General features: G+C 50.3%; 20 protein-coding genes. 2 read left to right on the forward strand and 18 right to left on the reverse strand.

Annotated features, from left to right (window positions below):
• Positions 1-11: 11 nt before the first annotated feature.
• From ACFVSO_RS09570 to ACFVSO_RS09580, 3 genes are all read right to left on the reverse strand, one after another.
• On the reverse strand, positions 12-947 hold the full coding sequence (locus ACFVSO_RS09570) for a carbohydrate ABC transporter permease (RefSeq protein ID WP_387472590.1): 936 nt from the start codon (positions 945-947) through the stop codon (positions 12-14).
• Between the two features lie 101 nt (positions 948-1,048).
• Positions 1,049-2,521: an ABC transporter substrate-binding protein gene (locus tag ACFVSO_RS09575; protein WP_387472592.1), complete on the reverse strand. Its 1,473-nt coding sequence runs from the start codon at positions 2,519-2,521 to the stop codon at positions 1,049-1,051.
• 192 nt (positions 2,522-2,713) lie between these two features.
• Positions 2,714-3,301, reverse strand: coding sequence for a YdcF family protein (locus ACFVSO_RS09580; protein WP_387472594.1), 588 nt, complete (start codon positions 3,299-3,301; stop codon positions 2,714-2,716).
• Between the two features lie 250 nt (positions 3,302-3,551).
• On the opposite strand from ACFVSO_RS09580, the gene ACFVSO_RS09585 reads away from it, so the two are divergent.
• Positions 3,552-4,736: an ROK family transcriptional regulator gene (locus ACFVSO_RS09585; protein ID WP_387472596.1), complete on the forward strand. Its 1,185-nt coding sequence runs from the start codon at positions 3,552-3,554 to the stop codon at positions 4,734-4,736.
• Between the two features lie 220 nt (positions 4,737-4,956).
• Here the strand turns inward: ACFVSO_RS09585 and ACFVSO_RS09590 are convergent, their stop codons facing one another.
• The gene (locus ACFVSO_RS09590) at positions 4,957-6,369 is read right to left on the reverse strand and encodes a polysaccharide deacetylase family protein (RefSeq protein ID WP_387472598.1); all 1,413 of its coding nucleotides are present in this window, start codon (positions 6,367-6,369) and stop codon (positions 4,957-4,959) included.
• Between the two features lie 181 nt (positions 6,370-6,550).
• Here ACFVSO_RS09590 and ytvI point away from each other — a divergent pair, with 181 nt between their 5' ends.
• Positions 6,551-7,717: a sporulation integral membrane protein YtvI gene (ytvI, locus tag ACFVSO_RS09595; protein ID WP_387472600.1), complete on the forward strand. Its 1,167-nt coding sequence runs from the start codon at positions 6,551-6,553 to the stop codon at positions 7,715-7,717.
• Between the two features lie 248 nt (positions 7,718-7,965).
• Here ytvI and ACFVSO_RS09600 read toward each other — a convergent pair whose 3' ends face one another.
• The 14 genes from ACFVSO_RS09600 to ACFVSO_RS09665 all read right to left on the reverse strand — a co-directional run bounded on the left by ACFVSO_RS09600 (position 7,966) and on the right by ACFVSO_RS09665 (position 26,417).
• On the reverse strand, positions 7,966-9,807 hold the full coding sequence (locus ACFVSO_RS09600; protein ID WP_387472602.1) for a peptidoglycan D,D-transpeptidase FtsI family protein: 1,842 nt from the start codon (positions 9,805-9,807) through the stop codon (positions 7,966-7,968).
• Between the two features lie 213 nt (positions 9,808-10,020).
• Positions 10,021-12,201, reverse strand: a complete 2,181-nt coding sequence (locus tag ACFVSO_RS09605; protein WP_387472604.1) for a methyl-accepting chemotaxis protein — start codon at positions 12,199-12,201, stop codon at positions 10,021-10,023.
• 187 nt (positions 12,202-12,388) lie between these two features.
• Positions 12,389-14,578: a methyl-accepting chemotaxis protein gene (locus ACFVSO_RS09610; RefSeq protein ID WP_387472606.1), complete on the reverse strand. Its 2,190-nt coding sequence runs from the start codon at positions 14,576-14,578 to the stop codon at positions 12,389-12,391.
• Positions 14,579-14,745: 167 nt separating this feature from the next.
• A complete protein-coding gene (locus ACFVSO_RS09615) occupies positions 14,746-16,893 on the reverse strand; it encodes a methyl-accepting chemotaxis protein (RefSeq protein ID WP_387472608.1) in 2,148 nt (715 codons plus the stop codon).
• Between the two features lie 215 nt (positions 16,894-17,108).
• Positions 17,109-18,368: a peptidase U32 family protein gene (locus ACFVSO_RS09620; RefSeq protein ID WP_387472610.1), complete on the reverse strand. Its 1,260-nt coding sequence runs from the start codon at positions 18,366-18,368 to the stop codon at positions 17,109-17,111.
• A 29-nt stretch (positions 18,369-18,397) separates the two neighbouring features.
• Positions 18,398-19,330 carry a peptidase U32 family protein gene (locus tag ACFVSO_RS09625; RefSeq protein WP_387472612.1) on the reverse strand — a complete coding sequence of 311 codons (933 nt, stop codon included), beginning with the start codon at positions 19,328-19,330 and terminating at the stop codon, positions 18,398-18,400.
• 61 nt (positions 19,331-19,391) lie between these two features.
• Complete coding sequence (gene mltG, locus ACFVSO_RS09630) at positions 19,392-20,507, reverse strand: endolytic transglycosylase MltG (RefSeq protein ID WP_387472876.1); 1,116 nt, start codon at positions 20,505-20,507, stop codon at positions 19,392-19,394.
• 135 nt (positions 20,508-20,642) lie between these two features.
• Positions 20,643-20,954 carry a DUF1292 domain-containing protein gene (locus tag ACFVSO_RS09635; protein ID WP_387472614.1) on the reverse strand — a complete coding sequence of 104 codons (312 nt, stop codon included), beginning with the start codon at positions 20,952-20,954 and terminating at the stop codon, positions 20,643-20,645.
• Positions 20,947-21,249, reverse strand: a complete 303-nt coding sequence (locus ACFVSO_RS09640) for a DUF1292 domain-containing protein (RefSeq protein ID WP_387472616.1) — start codon at positions 21,247-21,249, stop codon at positions 20,947-20,949. Before ACFVSO_RS09640 ends, ACFVSO_RS09635 begins: the two co-directional genes overlap by 8 nt.
• Positions 21,250-21,257: 8 nt before the next feature.
• Complete coding sequence (gene ruvX / locus ACFVSO_RS09645) at positions 21,258-21,674, reverse strand: Holliday junction resolvase RuvX (RefSeq protein ID WP_387472618.1); 417 nt, start codon at positions 21,672-21,674, stop codon at positions 21,258-21,260.
• Between the two features lie 19 nt (positions 21,675-21,693).
• Positions 21,694-21,957: an IreB family regulatory phosphoprotein gene (locus ACFVSO_RS09650; protein WP_116045679.1), complete on the reverse strand. Its 264-nt coding sequence runs from the start codon at positions 21,955-21,957 to the stop codon at positions 21,694-21,696.
• 52 nt (positions 21,958-22,009) lie between these two features.
• Complete coding sequence (gene alaS / locus ACFVSO_RS09655) at positions 22,010-24,643, reverse strand: alanine--tRNA ligase (RefSeq protein WP_387472621.1); 2,634 nt, start codon at positions 24,641-24,643, stop codon at positions 22,010-22,012.
• Positions 24,644-24,977: 334 nt separating this feature from the next.
• Positions 24,978-26,048: an AI-2E family transporter gene (locus ACFVSO_RS09660; protein ID WP_387472623.1), complete on the reverse strand. Its 1,071-nt coding sequence runs from the start codon at positions 26,046-26,048 to the stop codon at positions 24,978-24,980.
• A gap of 165 nt (positions 26,049-26,213) precedes the next feature.
• Positions 26,214-26,417 carry a hypothetical protein gene (locus tag ACFVSO_RS09665; protein ID WP_116045676.1) on the reverse strand — a complete coding sequence of 68 codons (204 nt, stop codon included), beginning with the start codon at positions 26,415-26,417 and terminating at the stop codon, positions 26,214-26,216.
• Positions 26,418-26,422 lie beyond the last annotated feature (5 nt).

The raw sequence follows: 26,422 nt of genomic DNA on the forward strand, positions 1-26,422 counted from the left end.
TTATATGGAAACTAATACTCGTAGCCTTTGTTCGGCACAAATTTATCGATTAACAGCTTTGCTGTTACTAATATTGCGAACAGAATCATACCGACTGCCGAAGCGTAGCCGTAATTCCGATACTCTACGCCAAAAGCTAAGTTAAACATGTAAAGGCCGATGACGTCCGTCGACCCGAATGGTCCCCCATTCGTCATAATGAGGATGATTTCGAAGCCCTTCATTGTGCCGACGACGAGGAACAAAGCGCTGACGCGGATAATGGGCGTTACGAGCGGCATTGTAATTTTAAACAAGCGTGTCATATGTCCGGCTCCTTCAAGAATCGCCGCTTCGTACAATGACTTTGGAATCCCCAGCATCGCATTGGCAAAGATTATGACGTACAAGCCGACGCCGCCCCACACCCACGCCGGGATAATGGCTGCAAGCGCCGTGCTTTCATTGCCCAACCAATAGAAATTCCCGATATTAATGCCAACGAATTTGAGAAGCCCATTGAGCAAACCGTACGATCCGTCATAAATGAAAGCCCAGAGGAGGGCGACTACGACCGTAGATAAAACATTCGGAAAGAAAAACAATACCTTTAAAAATTTATTTTCTTTATACGATTTATTTGTAATTAAGTAGGCAAGGAGCAAGGAGATAATAATCACAAAGAAAGGCACGGTTATCATAAAAATCAAGTTGTGAGTAAGCGCGCGCCACACATATTTATCTTGGAATGCGGTGATGAAATTAGACAACCCGACAAACTTGGCATCCGTAAATCCGTCCCAATTGAGCATTGCATAATAGACAGATAGAATGTTCGGAAACAATGTAAACAGCAAATAGCCGCCAAAGGGAGGCACGATGGCTACGAACAGAAAGATCCACTTCTGCGTATTCGCTTTATCTAGACCCAGCTTGCGCACAGTTTTCACAGCGGTTGAATCAGACACGAGAGGTCAACTCCAATCTTACGAGACGTTTATAAGTCAGTGTGAAGCCTATGGTTGCTATGGAAGAGCGGAGATGATCCTCCCCGCTCCATCATGTTTTTTTATTTCTTTTCAGCCTCTACAGCCTTCTTCAGCAGCTCTTCAGCTTGCTCCAGAATCGGCTTCGGGTCCTGCATGCCCATAGCAAATTTCGCAATATTCTCATTCATTAATTTTTCCGCTTGAGCAAGATTCGGATCAGAGATGCTGACAGATCGGCTTGCTTTGTAAGTATGAGCCTGATTATCCGCAATGTATTTCAGTACAGATTGGGCAGAGCTGGACAGCGTAGCCGTTCGGGCAGCATCCTCCGTAAAATCCTTGCGCATGGGCAAAGCACCTGCTTTTTCGGCAGCAAATTGTTGATTTTCAAGCGTAACCAGCCATGCGATCAATTCTTTGGCCCACTGTTTGTTCAGCTCCGGCTTAGCTGCCCAGATATAGTTGAAGTTTGAAGTTCCGCTTCGAATCCAGAGCTGTTGATTCGTGTTATCTCTGAATGGAACCGCCATGTAGCCCCAATCGAAATCCGCAGGCGTTGCTTCCTTCATCTCATTCTCGACATGAGTTCCTGTGGATACCATCGCGGCTTGCCCCTGAATAACCTGCATTTGCGATTGCGTATGGTTCAATGCCGGAAGTCCTTCTGCAAAATATCCTTGTTGGCCAAGCTCATAGAAGCGCGTCCAGGTTTCAACCGTCTCTGGATTGGTGTATTGCGGGAGACCATAGGTTCTAAAATTTTCGATAAACTCATCGACATGGCCATTGATATCAGCCAGCTCAAAGTTTTTGGCTGTTCCGAAAGCCCAGTTATGGTAGCTTGGATGAATGCCCGGGAACGTAATTGGAGCAATGCCGTCCGCTTTAATGTCTGCTAGCAGCGCTTTAAATTCATCCCATGTGTTCGGGTTTTGGTTCCAGCCATGCTCTTCGAATAGCTTTTTGTTAAAAAACAACCCGCCAAAGCTGCTCGCCGTCGTAAACTCATACCTTTTCCCGTTGATCAGCGGCGTTGACTCGTACATGCCGGGCATCATCAGATCCTTGACCTTTTTGTCCGGCACGTCTGGAAGCGGGTATTCCCAAATGTCATCCATTGGTTCAAGCTTACCGGCTTCAGCGAGCCCCACAATACCTCCAGACGGCTCTGTATTGAATAGATCGAACATGTCATTATCATTGCCTGCAGAGATTTTTGTAGAAAGGATCGTTTTCATATCCGCTGAAGCCGTGATGTCTACTTTGACATTTGGATACTTCGCTGTGAACGATTCAACTGCATAATCGAACCACTCTCGGCCATAACCCCCTACAAAGAAGCCAATCTTTAGCGTGACTTTCTCATTCTTTGACAAGCCATTCTCATAAACCTCTGTCTCTGCGGACACACCCGGCTTATCCGAGCCAGCAGGAGTTGTACTTGGGCTAGCCCCGTTCTTTGCATTGTTGCCAGCGCATGCGGCCAGCATCGTTAGAGATAATACGGCTGCAACCCCCGTACTCATTAATCGTTTCATTTTTCCATTCAACATATTAGCTCCCCCTCTGAATTAATAAATAAATTGGATTAACTATTTGAATATAGCTGTATTTTGTTAATTGCCAATCAAATCAGGGTTAATCATTTGTAAATAAGTTAATGGATTTCCTCTTTAAGCCTCACCTCCCACAATTATTTGTAAGCGTTTACAATTTTAATATTATTTGTTGGACCGTTAACCTTCTTACCCATTATTTTGATCATGAATGGCCCTTTTAATAATCGGGAGCGTTAACCTGAAAGCCCGAATTTCCAAAAAGGTTAATTTCAGCTGAAATACCGCAATGCTTCTAAAGCTTCGATTAGCGCTGAAACCGCCTTCCATCCCAAGACGATGCATAATATATTTCGTGCGGCGAATATGGAATAAATTTGTTATAATAATAAAGGATTCTAGCTGGTACTGCTTCATTAATTGCTTGCTAAACATTAAATTCTGCACCGTATTAGATGATTTATCTTCTTTTAATACTCTTTCTGCGGGAACGCCTTTCTCAACTAGATACTTTTTCATCAGCTCCGCTTCCGATCGGCGTGAACCAACTGCTCCCCCCGATACAATGATATATTGGTGCCCGTACTGCCGGAAAAGCTTATAAGCCTCATCCAGTCTTTCTTTAAGCAAAGGATGTATTCGGCCGTCTTTCGATACATAACCAAGCACAATAAGCGCATCTGCCTTACCAGGTTTTAACACAACTGCATGCAGCCAGCATATGTAAGTCAGCACCGCCATCGCTGCTGCTGCAAGCATCCATCCCATCCATCCCATGAATTGCTCCTCTAGACGTCTATTTGTTTTATTTAATCAAATCAGTTTACAAATTAATCATATCTTTTTTTTTCATATTGTCAATACAATCCTTCGTTTTTTTAGTATAGTGGGATTTAAAGTTCCTTTTGTCGCCCTGACTAGCAACTTTTATTCCCTTCGTATTAATGCTACACTTGAAGCAGAGTAGGCGAATCATTTATCAACTGTTTTGAAGATCGATTTATATATAATAGTTGTCGGAAAGAGGATGCATATCGTGAGCGATTCGGTCAAAAAAACTAGCCATATGTTATTAAAATCAATTAATCAGCAGAAGGTTCTTTTTCTCATTTATTCAGAAGGGCCGATCTCTCGCGTAGAGCTTTCAGAAAAGACTGGACTTAGCAGGCAGACCGTAACCAATATCGTAAACCGCCTGTTGGAGGAAAAAACAATCGTGGTAGGAGAGCTCATGGATCTGGAGGCAGGAAGCGGAAGAAAAAGAGTAGGCCTTCATATCAACAGCGGCAGCTTTTATGCCATTGGGCTTGAACTCGCCGGCAAATATATCCGCGGACAAGTGTACAACCTGCGTCAAGAAGCTGTCGCATCAGCAGAACGTACGATTTTCAAATATGGCTCCGTAGATGTGCTGCTGAAGCTGCTTCATGAAGTCATTGATGAGCTGATCAGTCAAATGCCCAATACCTCCAAAATAAAAGGAATTGGCATCAGCATACAGGGCCTGGTGGATTCTCAGCACGGTATCGTTCTCCGTACGCCCGGCATAGGTTTTCATCGTCTGCGGCTCAGTCAGCTGCTCGAAGACAAATATCATATTCCTGTGCATATCGAGAATGACGTTAATCTTCTTTCCGTCTACGAGAACATGAACGGCAGCTTGAAAGAATCCACAAACAATATCACCATTAAGTTCGATTATGGTACAGGCGGCGCTATCGTCCATGATAAACAAATTGTAGCGGGATCCAACTTTGTCGCAGGGGAATTCGGGCATTATAAAGGGTTTTATGGAGAAGACGCTTATCCTTGCCATTGCGGCAGATCCGGATGCTTAACGACGCTTGCTTCCAGCAGCGGACTGGGTGTGTCGATCAAATGTACGCTTGAGGAGTTTGCCGAAGGCATCAAAACAGGTGATGCCAAGTTTCTTGGCTTGTATGAAAAAATAATCGATGGCATCTCGGTAGCTCTCGCCAACATTATTACCTTCATCAATCCAGACAGCTTGCTTATGACGGGCAGTGTCATTCAGTCTATCAGTCCCGAAATGTTCAGCGAGATCAAAGCCAGAGTCATGCACCAGCTGCCAGTAACAGTTAATCACGTGCAAATGATGTACCTTTATAACAAACCGGATGAAACGAAGCTAGCTGCCGGGTTGGTTATTAAACGGGCGTTTGAAATCCCGCTGGATACTTTATCTCTTTAATTTTAATGCCTGCTAGAGCGGTTCATTCTGACCCCGAATGAGCCGTTTTACTTTTTAAAGCCCACATAACTTTAGGCGTATATCTCTGTACAAACCCAATTATCCGCATTTCTTCCCACATCCATGATACAACCGACTTCTACAAGTAAGACATATGGTCTTAAAAAAACGGTGCAGCCCGTCATGTGGGCTGCACCGTTTTCTCTTGCTGCATAGAGCATTAAATGGCCGTTGTCTTCGAACCAATCGAAGACGCATCCTCCGCAGCACCGCTAATGACCCGGTCTACAGATTCGGACACACGCTCCACTTCTTCTTTGATCATTCTCGTCTGTACGGTCGCGTACGACACGATCTTCTGTACAGGCATAAGCAGCATACGCGGCGAGATGGCCTCGCTTCTGTCCTTGCGCTTCCGCTCCTTGCCGTATTGCTTCGTATTGGTCAATACCTTAAGCAGCAGCTTCAGATAGATACGCGTCGACTTGGCGAACAGCCCTTCCTTCAGCTTGAATATTTCAAAGCCCAGCCGGTCTGCCCCGCGATGAATCATCGTAACCCCGTATACGGCCTTGATATGCTTGGCATCAGGATCGGCGGACAGCTGATCCGCAAGCTGCGGCAGCGCGCGCTCCACTTCCCTCAGCATACGAATGCCTGTAGCAAGCGGGGACTTGGACGTAGCGGCGATGCTCGACAACATGCGGTTGTCAAAGTGCAGCTCCGCTACAGTATCCCCTTTTGCAATGCTGCCGCCTTGTTCGAACTTAAGCTCGTCGCCATTGTATGTGGTTACGCGATAATGGAAGGCCGGCGTGTCGCTGTCGCCGACTTTCTTGAGCCGGAACAATGTGTGAAACGCCTGCTCCCACATTAGCCACAGCGAGATGATAATTCGCTTGCCCAGTGAGCGGTGCATCGCCCGCTTCGCATCCGTCAGCTTCATCATCTCTTCGATGGCAACGAATGTATAGCCTCTCTTCGCAGCCTCTTCCATATACGCTTCCAGTGCAGTGAGCATATTGCGGGGCGCATCATGATCCGCGCCGAGAGTATCGCCGCAGTCGTGCAGCAGCAGGACCTCGCCTGGACGAAGCTTCTTCATCATTCTTTTCTTCAGGCGCTCCGCGCCTACTGACTTGCGCCAATCCCCGAACATCGCCGACCACAAAATAATTCGCAGATAACCCAGATTGGAATAATCGAATACATTCACAATTCCCCATGGCGGCCGATAATAGATAGCGCGGCTTCCCGTAGCCTGCTCGATGATATCATTCGTCTTCTCAATCTGGCGCCTTACTGTGCGAGGACGCATAACCCAATTCGATTTATGCACATAATTATGAATACCGATGGTATGTCCTTCCTCTTGCATCCGGCGCAGCAATTCTTGTTGCCCCTCTGCATGCGACCCAACGATAAAAAAAGTCGCTTTCGCATTGTAGCGGGCGAGCAAATCCAGCAGCTGTGGCGTATAGACAGGGTCTGGCCCGTCATCGAACGTCAGTGCGATCTCCTTCTCCACTTTCCCCTTTTTGAATACGCGGAAGCCGAACGTTCGGCTTATCACACCAGGGAGAAAGGCGTAGAACGTCATGACGTAGAATCCCCATAAAAACAAATTTTCCATCTTGTTTTCCCCACCGTTTGATGAATTAGTCGATGAATAGTTAGCGGTTCAGAACAACAACAATACCTCTAATTGTATCATACTCAAATAAAAAATAGGCACAATTCATAAAATCTATAGTACAATCTTAATGGAAAGAAAACCAAATCAAGATCCCGAAAATGGGAAGAAGGGGAACCGCATGCTGCCTTTCTACAAAAAATACTGGAGAACCGCATTTGACATTGCTCTCATCGCATTAACCGTCTATTTGGTCATGTATGCCTTTAGTTATGTGTACAAGATCGCCACTCCAATCTTTTTTGCGTTCCTGATCTTCCTTATTATTGAACCGCTCGCAAAAAGATTAAATAAGTGGGGGGTAAAAAAGTCTATTGCCTCCGGCATATCCATCCTTATTTTTACATTGCTCATCCTGGGTGCCTTCTCTGGCGCGGCTGTGCTTATTACAAAGCAAGGCAACGCGCTGATTGAGAACTTCCCTAGATATCAAAGCATCCTGGCCGAACAAATCGGCAACCTGGCGTCCCAGGTAGAGAAACAACTGGACAAACTGCCTAATGACGTCAGCCTGTCGGAAGAAATCAAAAACCTGACCAAAGGCGCGACCGATAATCTGCAGAAGTGGATTACCGCCTTCCTGAACGGCTTGATCGGATACGTATCGTCCTTCTCCACTTTTATTTTCAATTTTGTGGTCGGGATTATATTAGCTTATTTCTTAAGTATCGAAATTAAAACCTGGAAACAGGCCGCAACGGACAAAACGCCAAAAACTTTTAAAAGTGCTTTTTTCTTCCTTAGAAACAATGTATTCAGAGGCATCGCATCGTACATCAAGGCACAAGCCAAAATGATCAGCATTACGTTCATCGTTATTCTGATCGCTCTTATCCTGCTTGGTGTAGATAATGCCTTCATCATAGCGGTAGTCGCTGCGATCTTCGACGTGTTGCCGCTGCTCGGTGTCAGCACACTGTTCATCCCATGGATTATTTATTTGTTCATCGTTGGGAAATTATCGCTGGCCATTTGGCTGTCTGCGCTGCTGCTGGTCGTCATTCTGACGCGCCAAATTCTGGAGCCGAAGATTACGGGCGATTCGCTGGGCGTATCAGCGTTCACTATGCTGTCGTTCATGATTATCTCGCTTTCGCTGTTCGGCATCGCCGGCGTCATCCTGTCGCCGATTCTGGTCATCCTCGTGAAGTCGCTGTACGACCAAGGCTACTTCCACCGCTGGATCCGCACTCCGGTCGACGAATTCGATGAACCCGTCGTCGCAGCCGATGTGGCGAATGAGCCTGGGAAGCAAGATACCGCCTTTATTGATTCACTGAAAAAATAATACGGTTACGAAAAAGCTCCCGCCTCTGCATCAGAGTGACGGGAGCTTTATTTCTGGTGGCTGACCCATCAGCTAAAACAATGCAACTAGCCGCTGTAACGGAAGTCAAATTAACGTTGTCACATAACACTATTTGCTCGATTATGCTTATCCAGACGATTTAGTGGTGCCTCACAACGCTAATCTCCCGTATAAGCTCATCCATCCTATTTAGCGGTGCAAGGGACGTTAATTTCTGATTAGATAGCTCAGAAGCGGTGACCATGCCTATGAGGCTCATGCGCATGCTTCGCCGCGATGTCCATGACGCCGCGGAACAGCTTGGTCGCTTGGTGGGAGCTGCCGATAGGACGATTAGCTGCAAGCACAGCTACCGCATAGCGCGGCTTCGCAGCAGGTCCATATCCGGCGAACCACTGGTGATTAAGCGCCACGCTGTTTTCCTCCGTCTCCGCCGTACCGGATTTGCCTGCTACCTTCCAGATTCCCTTGCGTATCGATTGCCCCGTACCGTGATCAACGACCGCCTCCATCCCTCGCAGCAATGCCATTGCCGTATCCGTACGGATGCCTCGGCCGGTCAGGGGCAGCTTACGCGCCGGAAGCTCGACCATTTTCTCGCCGCTCGCATAGCGAACCTCGCTGACAATTCTCGGCTCCATAACTCGGCCTCCGTGGATGAGCGTTACCATCAAATTCGCGGCCTGGAGCGGCGTCATACGGACGTCGCGCTGCCCGATACCGCTCTGAACGCGCACACCTCCGTCCTCCCCGCTCCGCTCACCCGCGAATAAGCGCCCCGCTTCCTCTTCCGGCAGCAGCCTGAGCGGCTTCGGGAACGGGCCGAAGCCTTGGCTGCTATACCAGCCTATGCGCTCCTTCACACCAAGCGCCTCCGCCGTTCGATCCAGTTGCTCCGCTTCCAGTCGCTCCGCAATAGTAGCGAACACAATGTTGCAGGATTGGGCTATTCCTTCCTGGAAGGTAAGCTCGCCATGTCCGCCTTCCTTCCAGCAGGATAGCCCATACCTGCCGTAATGACCGTTGCAATGAAACTTTTCCCTCGGGTCTACCACGCCGTGCTCCAACGCAGATGCTGCCGTAACCAGCTTGTATATTGAACCCGGCTCTACCGCGGTCAGCGCATAGTTGCGCCACTCCGATCCGTCGCTGCTGCCAAACTTGCCGGGCCTCAGCTTCGGCCTCGACACCATCGCCACAATGTCGGCATTGCGCGCATCCAGCACGACAATTGACCCTTCCTGTAACCCCATGGCATCGGCATACTCTTCTATTTCATTCTGCATCGCCAGATCAATTGTCGTTACAACCTTAAGCGGATAATACCGGTTGCTCGGCTGTACGACGCGCAGATCAAGCCCGTGAAGCGGCGCATTGCGGCCATCGATAAAGTAGGAGACCGATGTTTCTCCAATGCCGTGCAGCAGGCCATCAAGCGATCTCTCCAGCCCTGAGCCGCCAACCTGTTCCGTTAGCTTCCTTCGGCCTTTCGCAATGTCCTGCTCATGAGCGGACATGAGCCATTCCGGATGCTGGCTTGTAAAGCCGATCACATGCTTCGCATCGAACTGGGACAAATAACGATTACGGTATGGAAGCACACGGACACCTTCTACCTTTAGACTTCTAATCGCGTTGGCCTGAGCTTCTGTGAGTCTGACCGGTCCGTCCTTCCCTGATCCCTCCCGCCAGAAATCAGGCTGCGTCATGTCATTCCAGCGATGGATGAGCTCTTCCTTGGAGATGCGCAGCTGCTCAGCCAGCTTGCCCAGTTGCTCCTGGCTACCCCGCACATCAGGCCTCACGGGGAATAACACGACCGTCATATAAGTCTCGCCTGTAATGGCCAAACCGTTCCGGTCGAGGAAATCCCCTCTGCCCGTATCCAGAACAAGGCTCCTCTGCCGCTGCACAACCGCCATCCGCTTCCAGCCGTCCCGTCCGCCTGCTGCAGGCGATGCAGTCGGGATATGCGACGGGAGCAGCTGAAGCCATGCCATTCGGACCACGAACAGCAGCAGTACGAGGGTAATCAAGATGCCGATAGCTCCTGCTCTCTTCGTAATCACCGGACTCACCCTCCTGTTTTTCAGCTAATCGCATTCCAGCTACTCTTAACGAGAACAGCCTCTTCTCACTATTGTTGCCTTTTGCCGATCTTCCAAACTTCGACAAACATGAGACAATCGGGGAATCAGAAATCATGGTTTAAGAACCAAGCCATCCCATGAAAGCGCAAAAAAGCTGCCCCCATTACGGGGACAGCTTGCAGTATCGTTCTATTATTGCACTTTAAACTGTGACAACGAATCTTTCAGTCCGCGGGATACGGAATCCAGCTTCTCGGACAATCTGACCAGTCCATCACTGATGCTAAGCTGCTCGGTGCTGAGCGAAGCCACTTCCTCGGATGTAGCAGAGGACTCCTCGGCTACCGCGCTGACATTCGTCATAGCTTCCGACAATACGGATTGCGACTCGTCCAGTTGGCCGATCGATGTGGTCGCAAGCTCCAGCTTCTCGACGAAGTGACCCATTTGTGCTTGCACCGTCAGGAAGATCTGATTCGCTTCCTTGACCGACGTAATCTGCTCCTGGAAGATCGGATATGCTTCGGACAGAACCTTTACCGTCTCTTCAATCTCTCCTTGAATCTTCGCTGTAATTTGACCAACAATATCGATCGATTGCTTCGATTGGTCAGCCAGCTTGCGGATTTCATCGGCAACGACCATAAAGCCTTTGCCTGCCGCGCCTGCGCGCGCCGCTTCAATCGTCGCATTGAGCGATAGAATATTCGTTTGCTTCGTCAAGTTGTTAAGCACATCCAGGATCTTCACAATCGAACCGGTGCTGTCCTTCAGCGCATCAACCTTCTCCACCATGGAACGCGTCATCTCTTCCGTCAGACCCGTCTTCTGGATCAATTGGCCCATGTACGAGGTACCTTGCTGGCTCGCTTGATCCACTTCGGATGCGGATTGCGACATTTGCTCGTTCGCAGAAATAACTTCCTTCATCTGCGTATTCATATGATTCGTCAGGTCGCTGCCGCGCTCCGCCTCAACAGCAAGACTTGTTGCGCCGTTGGCGATTTCATCCGTTGCCACTGCAATCTCTTTAGCAGCGATTGCGGTCTTCTTCGATGCGTCTGTCAGCTCGGATGCCGTCTGTAGAACCTCTGCTGCCGAATGAGTCGTTTGCAACGCCAAGGACGTGATTTGCGTCATCATGTCATTGAAGCTGTCAGCCAGCTGGCCGATCTCATCCTGGCGCTTCTTGATCGAAGAGCGAACCGTCAGATTGCCTCTTGCACCCTCAACCATCAGATTGCGGAGCTTCACAAGCGGAGTGGCAATTGTACGTATGACCAGAACCCCGATCGCGATGGCAATTAGCGTTGCCAGACCAACCATCAGCCATGTTAAGTTACGAATAACCGACGCTTGCTCTACCAGTTTCTCAACTGGAATCGTCGCTACGAATCTCCAGCCCGTAATCTCGGAAGTCTGATACGCAGCAAGCACGCTGTTGCCCTCTACCGTAGTCATCTTCTTGCGATCCGACTTAGCCTCTTCGCCCTCAGTCGGCAGCGTAACAATATGCGGCTGTCCCAGCAAAGCCAGATCATTGTTCGTCACGTATTGACCCGCGCCATTCACGATGGCAAGCGTGCTGCCTTCGCCAAGCTGTACATCCTGGTATCGCTTCACGATCGCGTCCAGATTGACTTCCATGACCAGGACATAAGGTCTGTTTGCCGCTTTGATCACACGCGCAAGTGCGATCGAGTTAGGCGACTTGGAAGCAATGATCCCTGTGCTGCTCGGCTCGACCCACACGAGTCTGCCGTCCTGCTCAATCGTCTGCGTGAACCAGTCCGCCTTAGTCAGCGTATCGCCACGGTAGCCGTTATTGTTGCCAGCTGTAATGACACCTTCTTCTTCGTCGGTTGAAATAATAGCCGCACCTGTAATCGTGGTGTTGCCCATAATATAAGTAGACATACGATCAGATATCGTTCTGCTGGACTGCAGGATATCGTAAGAATCATTAGTTGTGGACAGAACTTTCAATTCTGTCTGAAGCTCTTTGTCGATTAGCATTTGAAGCGTCAGGTCAGCATACGTCTGGAATACGATATCCAGGTTGTTGGTTACCTGATTGACAGTCTGGTAGCTAGCTTCTGATACGTTCTTCTCCACCAGATTTTTGGCTTGGGAATACGCGATCAGCCCGACAGTCAATACGCAGGCAACGATACTGATGATAATAATAAAGAAAAGCTTAAGCCCAACAGATTTGACTGGGCTGGAAATGTTTACATCTTTCAGGCTGCTTTTCATCCAATTTGCTGTCGACTTAACGCTGGCGCCTGCTTTCTTCTCGCTCGCAAGCTTGTTTTCAATTTGTTGCTTGTTGTCCAATTCCTTTTCCTTTTTCTTCCCTTTTGTACCCGGCATGAAGGTAGACACCGCCTTTGTAGTATGAAATCCTCATATGTAATGTGTATTAAAGCCTACGTCCATAGAACGATACTACTAGTTTTATCGACAATTAACATCTCATTCATAATACTAAAAACAAAAAAATAGGACTGATTATACCGAAGTATCCATTCAGTCCTAGATTAGGTGAATCCATCAATACCTAAAGTTTGAATTGAGCAAGTGAATCCTTCAGTCCTCGCGATACGGCATCCAGCTTCTCTGACAGCAGCACCAGGTTATTGCTGATATGAAGCTGCTCGCTGCTCAGGGATGCTACTTCCTCAGACGTTGCAGAGGCCTCTTCCGCTACCGTGCTGACATTGGTCATCGCTTCGGCCAGCACCTGCTGCGACTGCTCCAGCTCCCCGATGGAGCTTGTTGCGCCGCTCAACCGCTGGGCAAATTGCGACATTTGTTCCTGTACGCTGACGAATATGCCGTTTGCCTCTTTGACAGACCCGATTTGCTCTTGGAAGAGCGGATAAGCCTCCGTCAATACTTGTACCGTCTCATCAATCTCGGATCTGATCTTGTCCGTAATCTGAGCGACGACATCAATAGATTGCCGCGATTGGTCAGCCAGCTGCCTGATCTCGTCCGCGACGACCATAAAGCCTTTGCCCGCTGCGCCTGCTCTGGCAGCTTCTATCGTTGCATTCAGAGAAAGAATATTCGTCTGTTTTGTCAAATTGTTAAGCACATCCAATATTTTCACAATCGAGCCTGTGCTTTCCTTCAGCGCATCGACCTTCTCTACCATGGAGCGCGTCATCTCTTCGGTCATGCCTGTCTTCTGAATGAGTGTCTTCATATAAGCGGTTCCTTGCTCGCTCGACTGCTCCACGGTTGCAGCGGAACCGACCATCTCTTCATTCGCCGAGATAACCTGCTTCATCTGCTCGTTAATATGGACTGCGAGCTCATTGCCTCTCTCCGCTTCGACCGCGAGACTAGTCGCGCCTCCTGCAATCTCTTCCGTAGCCGCGGCTATTTCTCTGGCGGAAGCCGATGTCTTCCGCGAAGCCTCCGTCAGCTCGGATGCTGTCTGCAGCACGTCTGCCGCCGACCTTGTCGTCTGCTGAGCCAATCCTGTAATCTGATCCATCATTGCATTGAAACTTACACTCAGCGTCCCAATCTCATCCTGCCGCTTGCGCATGGATGAGCGTACCGTCAAGTTGCCCCGCGCCCCCTCCATCATCAAGCTGCAGATTTTCACAAGCGGCTTTGCAATCGCAAAAATGACAAGTACGCCAATTGCAATCGCAAGAACCATTGCGGCAAGCGCCGTGATCAGCGTAATATTGCGGATAGACTCCGCATCCTTCACCAAGTGCTTAACCGGTATCGTTCCCGCCAATCTCCAATCCATCGATTGAAGCTTCTGATAGACCGCAAGCACTTCTACGCCATCGGTCGTATACAGCTTCGGTGATCCGGCTTGCGCCAGCACTCCGGATACCGGCAAGCTAATACTGGCCGCTTTTCCAATCTTCGCATTATCATTTGCGATAACATAATTCCCGTCACCGTCGATAATCGCCAGCTCGCTTTCGTCCCCCAGGACGACATCCTTGTAGCGATTCACAATTGTATCTGCTTCAATCTCCAGTACCAGCATATATCCGGCTTCACTCGATACCGTATTTTTCAACAGTCGGGTCAAGGCGATTGTTGGCTTATCGCTTAGCATCGAGATGCCTGTAGGCTGCGGTGCAATCCAATTCACCTTGCCGTTCAGCTCGATCGTCTTCTGATACCACTCCGTCTTCAGTAGGGGCTCCGCTCGGGTCGTCAGCGATGAGCCAGCCGCCACCACATGCAAGTTTTCCGACAACGGCAGCAGCATAATGCCTTTGATCGAGTTATTGCCAAGCGTCATGCCTTGCATCTTATCGCCAAGCCTTCGCGCTGCCTCGAATTTCTCGTAATCGTCATTGCTCGTTGCAAGCTGGCTGACGATGGCATGAAAATCCTTGTCGATCAACAATTGAAGTGATAGGTCCTCGTAGGTTTTGAAGATGACATCCAGATTGCTGGCTACCTGATTGATCGTCTGCAGGCTGGCATCCGATACTTTTTTCTCAACCAACGTCTTCGCCTCGGAATAGGCCAGCAGCCCTACCGTCAATACACATGCCAAAATGCTTCCGAAGATGGCAAAAAAGATTTTCAAGCCAACCGATTTAAAAGGATTCGTCAAGAAAGAGCGCCAGACGGACGACTCTTTTATGTAACCGTTTTCAATTCTCTTTCCCTTCTCCCCTGTCTCCTTCGCAGACACATGAAGCAGCTTTTTCTCTTTACCGGCCATGATGGCAAGCACCGCCTTTAGTTTGGTCGAACGCATACGATCCTTTTTTTTAGCGAATTATGCCGAACAATGTATGTAGTCTATTTCCTATTATTTGATATTGTTGGTTTCTTGTCAATTAGTAGAGAAAAAACCCTATTCCTCGTAACCGGCATTCATACCGCCGCGGAATAGGGTTGCTTCATATGTCTTTTAATAATCGGTCAAGCACGTTTCTCCATATTAAATTGGGCAAGCGATTCTTTGAGCCTTGTGGACACTTCATTAAGCTCCCCGGACAAGCTGACCAGACTGCCGCTAATGCCTAGCTGCTCATGACTTAGAGACGCTACCTCCTCGCTCGTCGCGGAAGATTGATCGGCCACTGAGCTTACACTAAGCATCGCTTCAGACAACGCAGCCTGCGAATGCTCCAGCTCGGCCACCGAGCCTGTTACGCTATCCAGCCCTTGCACGAATTGCGCCATCTGCTGCTGAACGCTAATGAAGATGCCGTTCGCTTCCTTAACCGAGCCGATCTGCTCCTGGAAGATCGGGTAAGCTTGCGACAATACCTGCACCGTCTCGTCAATACCGTGCCGGATCGTCTCTGTCGTACGTGCTACGATCTCAATGGATTGGCGGGACTGCTCTGCCAGCTTGCGGATCTCATCGGCTACGACCATAAACCCCTTGCCAGCCGTTCCTGCACGAGCAGCTTCAATGGCAGCATTCAAAGACAAAATGTTCGTCTGCTTTGTTAATTGTTGCATCACTTCCAGAATACCCGCAATCGACGCTGTACTGTCCTTGAGCGCGTCTACCTTCTCGGCCATAGAGCTTGTCATCGCTTCCGTCATGCCCGTCTTCTCCAGCAATTGCTCCATATAGGCCGTACCTTGCTCGCTAGCGCGCTCCACCTGTGCAGCGGAAGCCAACATCATCTCGCTTGCCGACAGGACTTGCTTCATGCCTGCATCGATACGTCCCGTTAGCTGGCTGCCGCGATCAGCCTCGGATGCCAGATTGGATGAGCCGCTTGCGATTTCCTCCGTCGCAACGGCAATCTCCTTCGCCGCTGAGGACGTCTTATGCGAGGCGTCCGACAGCCTAGAAGCCGTAGCGAGTACGGCCTCAGCGGAACGCGTAGCCTCCTGCGCTAATTCCGTCATCTGCCCCATCATGCGGTTGAAGCTGTCGCTCAGTCCGCCGATTTCATCCCGCCGCTTCCTGATCGAGGAGCGAACAGCCAGATTGCCATCCGCGCCTTGCAGCATCAGATTACGCAGCTTCACGAGCGGACGGGCAATGGTCATAATGACCAGCCCCCCGATGGCGACGGCGATCAATGCGGCAGCCAGCGCGGTAATCCACGTCAAGCTCCGAATAGCCTCCGCATCCTGCGTAAGCGCCTTCACCGGTATTGTGCCGACCAGCTTCCAATCCATCGCCTGGAAGGTCTTGTATACGGCTAGCACCTCACTGCCGTCTGTCGTTAAGCCCTTCCAGGAGCCGTCATCCGAAGGCACACTGATGGAGGCTGCTTGCCCGATTAATGCGGCATCCTGCGCCAGTACATACTTGCCTTCTCTGTCCACGATAGCCAGAGCGCTGCCTTCGCCAAGCTCGACGCTTGCATAGCGGCCGCTGAACGTAGCCGCATCCATCTCTAGCAGAAGAATATACGACGCGTCGCTGGAAACTCCGTCCTTCAACAGTCGACTGAGGCCGATTGTCGGAGTCTTGGAATCGTAAGAGATTCCGCCAGCTTGAGGTGCGATCCAATGGGTTTTGCCGTTCAGCTCCAACGTCTTGCGGTACCAGTCCGATTCCTTAAGCGCTTCTGCTTTCGTGCTGAGCGAGGAACCGGAGGCCACCACATGAAGCCCTTGCTTTACCGGCAGGAGTATCATCCCCTTCACCGACTGCTGGCTAAGTGCATACCCCCGGAACTTATCCGACAGCGCCTTGGCAGATGAATAGCGAACCGATTCGTCCTCATGACCAGCAATATTGCGAGCCAAAGCAAAAAAATCCTTGTCCACCAGCAGCTGCATCGTAAAATCCTCATACGTTTTAAAGACGACATCCAAATTATCCGCAGCTTGTACAATGGTCTGGTGACTGGCTTCCGATACATTTTCTTCCACCATTTGTTTGGCTTGTGAATAGGAAATTAGACCCACGGTAAGCACACATGCCAATATGCCGACAAAAATAATAATAAATAATTTAAAACCTACTGACGCCCATATTCGCGTAATATTAAATGACGCTATTTTATGTAATTCCTGATTCCTTGGCTTTCCGCTTTTTAGTTCATCTCTGTTTCGTTCAGATTTACTGCCGTCTTGCTCCATCTTTGTCAACATACCTGACACCCACCTTGTTTGTTGTGGTATAGAACGTAAAGCAAACAACAGCTATAGACAAAATGATAGTGACACAATCACTAGTTCCTAGGTTCTATTATTTAGGTTCCTAGTCCCTGTTGTCAATGGAAAAATACAAATAAACCCTTAACCAATTTGGTTAAGGGTTTATTATGACTTTATGTTGGTTTTTTTCTAATTTCCACTAAATATAGTTAACGAATTTTCTTGCGCATCATATCCATCGGCTTTACCGGCTTTAGCGTGCGCACGCGTACGGTTTGCAGCGGATGTCTTGCCACATCCAGAGCAACTCCAGTCTCATCCGTCAGCTCCGTCACCGTCTGCTTGAAGAATGTGCCGCCCGGTCCTACGAATTCTACTTCCTGTCCTACCTTGAAGTGATTGCGCTGCTGCAGGGTTGCGAATCCGGTCCGATCATCATAATCCAGCACAATGCCGGCAAAGTCGTACGGTGCCGCTTTTTCCTCAGGGCCGTAAATATGATCCTCCACCCCTGGGGTATCCAGGAAAAAGCCCGTATTGAGCGGACGGTTCGCGGCTTTGTTCATCTCCTCGATCCACTCCTGCTTCAATTCGTAGCCTTCCGGATCGGCGAAGTAAGCGTCTATCGCCTGCCGATAGACATTAACCACTGTAGCCACGTAATGAATGCTCTTCATGCGGCCTTCAATCTTGAAGCTGTCAACGCCAACCTCAATAAGCTCCGGCAAATAACCGATCATGCACAAATCCTTCGAGCCCATCGTGAACTGGTCTTTGCCTTGCTCGTACATCGGTGCATCGTCCACGAACAAATCATACTTCCATCTGCACGACTGGCAGCAGCCGCCGCGATTGGAATCCCGGTCGGTGAAGTGGTTCGACAAAACGCATCTTCCGGAATACGACGAGCACATCGCACCATGAATGAACGCTTCAATCTCGATATCGACATGCTTCTTGATCTCTTCGATCTCCTCGAAGCTAGTCTCGCGCGCAAGCACGACCCTAGGCAGTCCTTCATCCTTCCAGAACTTGACCGCCTGCCAGTTCATCGTCGATTGCTGTGTGCTGAGATGCACCTCCAGCTTCGGCGCAACGCGCTGTGCCGTCTCAATAATGACGGGATCAGCGGCAATAATAGCCGAGATGCCGACTGCCTCCAAATTGCGCAAATACTCCTCGATACCTTCAATATCCTCGTTATGCGCATAGATATTGGTGGCGACGAACACCTTCGCTCCGTAGCGATTGGCGAATTCGACGCCTTCTCTCATCTCTTCGAAGCTGAAGTTGTCCGCATTGGATCTAAGACCGTACTTTTGTCCGCCGATATAGACGGCATCCGCCCCGTAGTGAATGGCGAATTTCAGCTTCTCCAGATTGCCTGCCGGAGCGAGCAACTCCGGCCGATCCAGCCTGTTGCGCTTGCCCTGATAGCGGCGGGAAGCCGTTCTTATGCCTGTAGTCATCGTGGTTCACACCTCCTGCATGTATCCGATCAATAGACTTGTTCCTTATAAAAGAAGCCATAGCTTAGCTCGCGCTTCGGATCTTGCACTTCCTTGATCGAATCGAGCCACTCCTCTTGGAAGCGATAGCCTTCCGGGTCAGCCAAATAGGCATCAATCGCTCTGCGATAGACGCTAACGACTCTCTCGTTGTATTCGACCGATTTCATGATGCCTTCGATCTTGAAGCTATCAACCGAGACGGCCAGCAGCTCGTGCAAGTTTTCGAGCATGCAAATATCGCTGGAGCTCATAACATGCGTGCCGTTAGCATCCTCGAAGATGGGATAGCGCTCATCGGGACGATCCGCTTCCATCATATACAGTCCGCGCTCAATCTCCGCATCCGGGATGCGCTCCGGGTCCCCTTTATGCTCCAGATAGCTGTGCACCAATGAACGCTTCGAATGATAAATATTCGTCATGCCATGCACTTGAACTTGAATTTCAAGCTCCGACCTTGCCTTCGTATCTTCGATCTGCTCCATATTGAGCTCCCGAGCAAGCACATAACGTGTTGCGCCTCTGCGCGCCCAATATTCGGCCGTTGCGAAGTTCGTCGAGGTCATCTCCGTATTCCAATGCAGCGCCATGCCGGGCGCATGAGACTTCGCAGCCATTAGCACGGCAGGATCACCGAATACGATGGCGTCTACTCCCGCTTCATGGAGAAACGCCACATAATCGGGCAGCTCTTCAAGCGCAGCGTTATCGATAATATTGTTGACCGCCGCATAGATTCGAACATCTTTGGCGTGTGCCAGGCTTACGGCTTCCTTGATCATCTCTCTCGAGAATTCACCGGCAAGCCGAGTCCCGTAACGGGACTCGCCAATGACGAACGCGTCGGCGCCGGCAGCTATAAGCCGGGACAGCTCTTCAAGCGACGATGCGGTGACAAGCAATTCAGGTCTGTACGTCATTATGGTTCTCCTTCGTCTATACTAGGGGTGCCAATTCACAAAGTTGGTCTGCTGGCACCTGCTATTGCGTCGTTTTTTCACTTAAAGCGATATTCTTCTGATGCTCCTTGAACGTCTCTGCGAACAGATGCGACTGTGAGCCATCCTTTTTCGTCACATAGAATAGATATTTGGTATCCGCAGGATACAACGCCGCTTCAATCGAAGCAATGCTCGGACTTGCAATCGGTCCCGGCGGCAAGCCGTCGATCTTGTACGTATTATAAGGGCTGTTGATTTCCAAATCAGACAGAGACAGGCGTGCCTTCGGCGTATCCAGGGCATATTGGACCGTAGCGTCAATCTGCAGCCGCATTGGGGCTGCAATCCGGTTGTAGATGACACCGGCAACCAGCGCGCGCTCCTCGTCTACGACAACCTCGCGTTCAACCAGCGATGCGATCGTCAATATTTCGTGCAGTGTTCTGCCCGTAGCTTCCATTGCATCTTGCCAGCCTTCCGGCAAAGCGCTAAGCTTGCGGTCAGTCTCTGTCAGCATGCGAATAATAATATCTTCCTCGGTGCTTTCCTTCTTCATTTCGTATGTCTCCGGGAACATATAACCCTCAAGACGCTTATGCAGCTTATCCGACTTCGGCAAGCCGCGGACCGTCTCTGAGTCTCCCCAGGCGCGGTCCGTCTCGGCCAGCTCCAGAAACTTGTCTTTATTAATGAGTCCATCAGCCGACAGCTTGTCCGCAATCTGCAGGACAGTGAAGCCCTCCGGAATCGTGAATCTGATCGTCTCTGCTGCGATCGTATCCCCCGCGTTAAGCTTCGCAATAACCGCAGTTTTGTCCATGCCGGGCTGCAGCTCGTACGTGCCGGCTTGGAACTTGGCTCCTTCATCTTTCATCTTCAAATAATAGCTGAATACAAATCCATTTCTAATAATGCCATTCTCTTCGAGCAGATCGGCCACTGAATTGGCAGACATGCCCCGAGTGATCGTCACCTGCTTCATCTCGCCCTTGGGCGTAGGTTTAAGATTGTTCCACAAGTAAAAAGCCGCACCGCCGGCGACCAGAACCATAATGCCCACCAGGCTGACAAAGACCCACAAATTAATGAGCCATGTTCTAGGCTTCTGATTCTTGCTCCGCTTTTTCTTCTTTTTTTGCGTTTGCTTCTCTTCCATCGTATCCAACCAATCGCACCCTCTTCTGCAAGTTTCCGAAAAAAAGAGCGGTGGTAAGCCGCCCTTTTGGTTCCACTATACGAATGTATTTATTGCGCAATGACAAGCTGCCGAATGATAACGCCGTACAGGACGCTATGGGCGCTCTTCTCCGTCAAACAGCAGATCGTCATAGGCTTCCGAGACCGATTCCCATTCCTCATCGTCCTCAATCGTCTCCAGATGAGGCTCATCGGAGTCCAGATTGATGCGGAACAGCTCAACCTCGTCTTCGGCGCGCATCGCCTCGCTTTGCAGCGCAACATACTGCACGCCGCCTAGCTTGAACTCGGCTTTAATCCGGAAAAATTCGGCTGTGCCATCTTCAGACACGAGTTCCACTTCGGTGCCGAACAGTTCCTTCAAGCGGCTAAGCCGCTCAGGATTGTTATGTGAAACATCAGTCATTTCCCTGCTCCTCCAACTCACCGAGCAGCGTGTTGAACGTTTCCTCGACCATGTTCCATTCTTCTTCGTCTTCAATCGTATACAGCTTCAGATCGTCGCCATCTTCTTCATAACGGAACGCATAGACTTCGTCTTCCTCGTCATCCGCGCCGATCAGCGGCACAACCATCATATATTTCTGATCCGAATCATCTACTTCGAACTTCATGATGACTTCGAATTCCTCTTCGTTGCCCTCTTCATCCGGAATATAAATGATTTCCGGCTCTTCGTACTGCATGTCGTCCTTTGTCATCGTAACCCTCACCTTTTCGTTTTAGAATCGAGATAATTTTGCAAGATGATCGTTGCGGCCATCTTGTCTATGACTAGCTTTCGCTTCTTCCGGCTGACGTCCGCTTCCAGGAGCGTTCGCTCGGCTGCTACCGTTGTCAGCCTTTCATCCCAAAGGTGAACTGGTAATTCTAGCTTCTGCCCAATCTGCTCGGCAAATGCGATGCAAATTTCGCCACGCGGGCCGACGGATCCGTTCATATTCTTCGGCAAACCAACTACGACTTCGGATACTTCATGTTCCTTTGCCAGCTCGGATAACCGATCCAGCTCTCCTCCGTCGCGTCGTTTTTCCACGACTGTGATGCCTTGAGCCGTCCATTGGAAGGCATCGCTGATCGCCACTCCAATATTGCGGTCCCCATAGTCCAGTCCCATCACTCTCATCTAATTGTCCGGCTCCTTGTTATTGTTTCTTGTGCTGCAAGTAAAACCGGACCAACTCTTCGATCAATTCGTCGCGTTCCTTCTTGCGGATCAAACTTCTGGCGTTGTTGTGCCGCGGAATATACGCGGGATCTCCGGACAGCAAATACCCAACGATCTGGTTAATTGGATTGTATTCCTTCTCCAGCAATGCTTCATGCACGCTAAGAAGAATATCTCCAGAAGAAGTCTCCACCCCCTCAGCCTTCACGTTAAACTTCATTGTTTGGTCCATAGAACTCATCAACAGCACCTCGCTTTCCAAAAAACCGTTAAAGAGACATTGCCTAGCACTATCATATCACATTCGCCCGGTTAACAACCAGTTCTTCCGCAACTTTCAGCGCTTCGTCCAGCTTCGTAATATCCTTGCCGCCTGCTTGGGCCATGTCTGGGCGTCCGCCGCCGTTGCCGCCGCAAATAATCGCCGCTTCCTTAATGATCTGGCCGGCATGGAAGCCCTTCTTCACGAGATCAGCGGATACCGCTGCCGCAAGATTGACTTTGTCGTCTGCTACCGCGCCCAGCACGATGACGCTTGCGCCGAGCTTCGGCTTCAGTTCATCCACGATGCCGCGCAGCGCATCCATCGACGGCGCATTCACCTTCGCACAGAGTACCGTCACTTCGCCCGCCTTCACCGCTTGCGATTCAAGTGAACCCGCCTCGATCCGGCTCAGCTTCGCCTGCAGCGATTCGTTCTCGCGGGACAGCTCCTTCAGTTGCGCGTTCAGGCCTTCAATCCGCTTCGGCACGTCAGCTACGCCTGACTTCAGCAGCGCTGCCGATTGCTTCAGCAATTCCACTTGCTCCTCGTAATACGTATAAGCATGTCTTCCGGTTACAGCTTCAATTCGGCGAACGCCGGAACCGATGCCGCTCTCGCCAAGCAGCTTGAACAATCCGATCTGCGAAGTGTTGCGAACGTGACAGCCGCCGCACAGCTCAAGGCTATAATCGCCAACACGCACGACGCGCACGACATCGCCATATTTCTCACCGAACAGCGCCATAGCACCCATCGCTTTTGCTTCCGCCAGCGATTTGTTCGAGATGTCGACATCTGTGCCCAGCCAGATTTGCTCGTTCACTTTGCGCTCGATTTCTGCCAGCTCTTCCGCTGTAACGCTGCCGAAGTGGGAGAAGTCAAAGCGCAGACGGTCTGTCTCCACCAGGGAGCCAGCCTGATTCACGTGATCGCCAAGCACTTCCTTAAGCGCTTTATGAAGCAAGTGTGTTGCCGTATGATTCTTAATAATATCTTCACGCGCAGCCTTGTCGATCGCCGATTGCACGGTTGCGCCTGCTTTGGCCGTGCCGGATACCACAACCGCATGATGAACCGTCTGACCATGCGGAGCCTTGGATACATTCTCTACGCGAAGCTCGAAGCCGTCGCCTGCAATCGTGCCGCGGTCTGCGATCTGTCCGCCGCTCTCTGCATAGAACGGTGTGCGGTCAAGCAGCACCAGCACCTGATTGCCTTCGCCCGCTTCCTCTACGAATGCGTCGCCCAGCACGATACCCTTAATCTGGGAGTCAGTTATCAGATCAGTATAGCCAACAAATTCGCTTTTATCCGTATATTCGGACAGCGGTCCGCCCTGCACCTTCATGCTTTCGGTCTCGCGGCGTCCGCCGCGTCCGCGCTCGCGCTGAAGCTCCATCTCCGCGTCGAAGCCTTCACGGTCGACGGTCATGCCATGCTCCGCCGCAAAGTCCTCCGTCAGGTCGAACGGGAATCCGTACGTATCGTACAAGCGGAATGCGTCTGCGCCTTGAATGATGGTGCTGTCAGCCGACTTGGCGGATGCCACGATATCGGACAGCATCGCAAGGCCGTCGGACAACGTCTCGTGGAAGCGCTCCTCTTCCGTGCGGATGACACGCTCGATGAATTCGCGCTTCTCGACTACTTCCGGATAGTAGACACCCATGACATCGCCCACAATCGGCGTAAGCTCATAGAGAAACGGACGATCCACGCCCAGCTTCTTGCCATAGCGCACCGCGCGGCGAAGCAGTCTGCGGATGATGTAGCCACGGCCTTCATTCGACGGCATAACACCGTCGCCGACGGAGAATACAACCGTACGGATATGGTCGGCAATCACTTTAAGCGCCACATCCTGCTCCTCGTTCACTTTGTACGTCACGCCTGCCACTTCACAAGTGCGGTCGATGATCGGAAGGAACAGATCCGTGTCGAAGTTCGAATCCACGTCTTGCAGAATAGAAGCAAAACGTTCCAGGCCTGCGCCAGTATCGATATTTTTGCTCGGCAGCGGCGTGTAGCTGCCGTCTTTGTTATGGTTGAATTGGGAGAATACGAGGTTCCATACCTCCAGGAAACGCTCGTTCTCGCCGCCCGGCCAGCACTCTGGATCGGACAGATCGCCGTACTTGTCGCCGCGGTCGTAGAAAATCTCCGTACACGGCCCGCACGGTCCTTCGCCGATATCCCAGAAGTTCTCCTCCAGCTTGTAGATGCGCTCAGACGGCAGGCCGATCTTCTCATTCCAGAAGCGGAATGCTTCTTCGTCCTCCGGGTACACCGTTACGGACAGGCGCTCCGGATCGAAGCCGATCCACTTCTTGTCCGTCAGGAACTCCCACGCCCAAGTGATCACTTCTTCCTTGAAGTAATCGCCGATGGAGAAGTTGCCCAGCATCTCGAAGAACGTATGGTGGCGGCGAGTCTTGCCGACGTTCTCGATATCATTGGTACGAATGCACTTCTGCGAGTTGGCAATCCGCGGATTCTCTGGAATGACGCGGCCGTCAAAATATTGCTTTAGCGGCGCCATGCCCGCGTTGATCCATAGCAGGGACGGATCGTTATGCGGCACGAGCGAAGCGCTCGGCTCGATCTTATGCCCTTTCTCTTCAAAAAACTGCAGCCACTTGGCTCTGATTTCACTTGCTTTCATCGACGATTGCCTCCTATAGGTTCTATATTCTGAAAAAATAAAAAAGCCCCTGTCAATGACAGGGACGAATCGATATCGCGGTACCACCCTGGTTATCGCGCAGCATGCGCAATCTCCTTAACGGACGATAACGGGTCCAGCCGTTGAAGTTCATTCACACTCCGAAACTAGCTTTCGGCCACTTACGCACATAAACGCTCTCTCAACCGACGCATATCGCCGCGATGGGCAACTGCGAAGAAGCATTCTCTCTGGATGGCTTGCTATGGCTTACTCCATTTCATCATCGTGTTAGCTATTATACGACAAATTATAACTTTGCCCCTGTAGGCTGTCAAATAATCTTTCGGCGCACATAGTAGGCGAACATATGCTGGACGATCACCTTGCAGGCCGCGAAGATCGGCACGGCTAATATCATGCCCACAATGCCCGCAATCTCGCCGCCCACCAGCAAGGCGAAAATAATGAGCAGCGGATGCAGATGAAGCGTTCTGCCGACCACCTGCGGCGAGATGACATTACCCTCAAGGATTTGGCAGGCCGTATTCACAATCGCCACCAAAATCATCATTTTCAGCGAGACGGTCGACGCCATCAACAAGGCAGGCGCTGCACCGAAGAACGGTCCCAGATAAGGAATCACATTCGTAATCGCTACAATGCTGGCCAGCAATAGCGCATACGGCATGCCGATGAACAAATAGCCGGTATAAGCCAATATACCGACGATCAAGCAGACAAGGAACTGCCCCCTGATGTAGCTGCCAAGCGCATGGTCGATATCCTTCATGAGCCGGACCGTATTTTTCCGATGCGACTTCGGTACGTAAGTAATGACCGTTCGTTCGAAGACATCGAAGTCCTTTAATATATAGAAGGCCAGGAACGGAATGATAAACGCAATGAATACCGCATTCAACATGTTCCCGATATTATTGATAAAATGCAGCAGCGATTCTGACACCCGCTTCTCGATTCCGATCAACGCCTTATTGACGCCATCGCGGAAGCTCTCAGGCAGGAACGATGTGTTGTTAATATCGGTCACCAGACTTTGCGCCCGCATGGATAGCTCCGGTATATGGCGGTTCAACTCCTGGATCTGATTCACGAACATCGGAATCATATTGACAAGCAGCACCGTCACCACAGCGCAAAATACCGCATAGATCAACAACACTGCAATCGTGCGCGGCACCTTCCTCTCATGCAGCAGCGTCACAATGGGATTAAGCACGTAGGATATAATCATGGCAATAATAAACGGCCCCAGCACGGCTTTCAAAAAATCGTAGATGGAGACAATCAGCGGCTTCAGCTGCAATAAAAAGTAGATCGCCACCAAACTCAATATCAAATAAATGAGCCCTACGAACAACCGGTTTTTTGTGAATCGTTCCACCTCTTGCACCCCCGAACATCCCGCGCGCATCTGACCAGTCGCATGCGAGCAAAGGATCTCCTATGTTGTTCAGTATATGTACAAGTCATGCCAATCATCCTTGGAACGCAAAAAAAGACGGCCTTATGGCCGTCCCTGGTTGTTTTATTCAATGGAAGTTATTTGTTAGTTGACGTGAATCTCTTGCGAAGCGATATCGTCCTCGAAGAACAGGTCGTCGAGCGAGCTCAGCGTGCCGTCCTCTTCCACTTGATAGACCGACATTTTCTCGCCATTCACCGTCAGTTCAATAAAGCAGCCCCAGCAGTAAAATTGGTGGGAACCGATCTTGCCGATATCTTTCGAATTGCAATTCGGACATCTGAGCATATTCA

The organism is Paenibacillus sp. NPDC057967, from assembly GCF_042887015.1.
Classification (GTDB): Bacteria; Bacillota; Bacilli; order Paenibacillales; family Paenibacillaceae; genus Pristimantibacillus.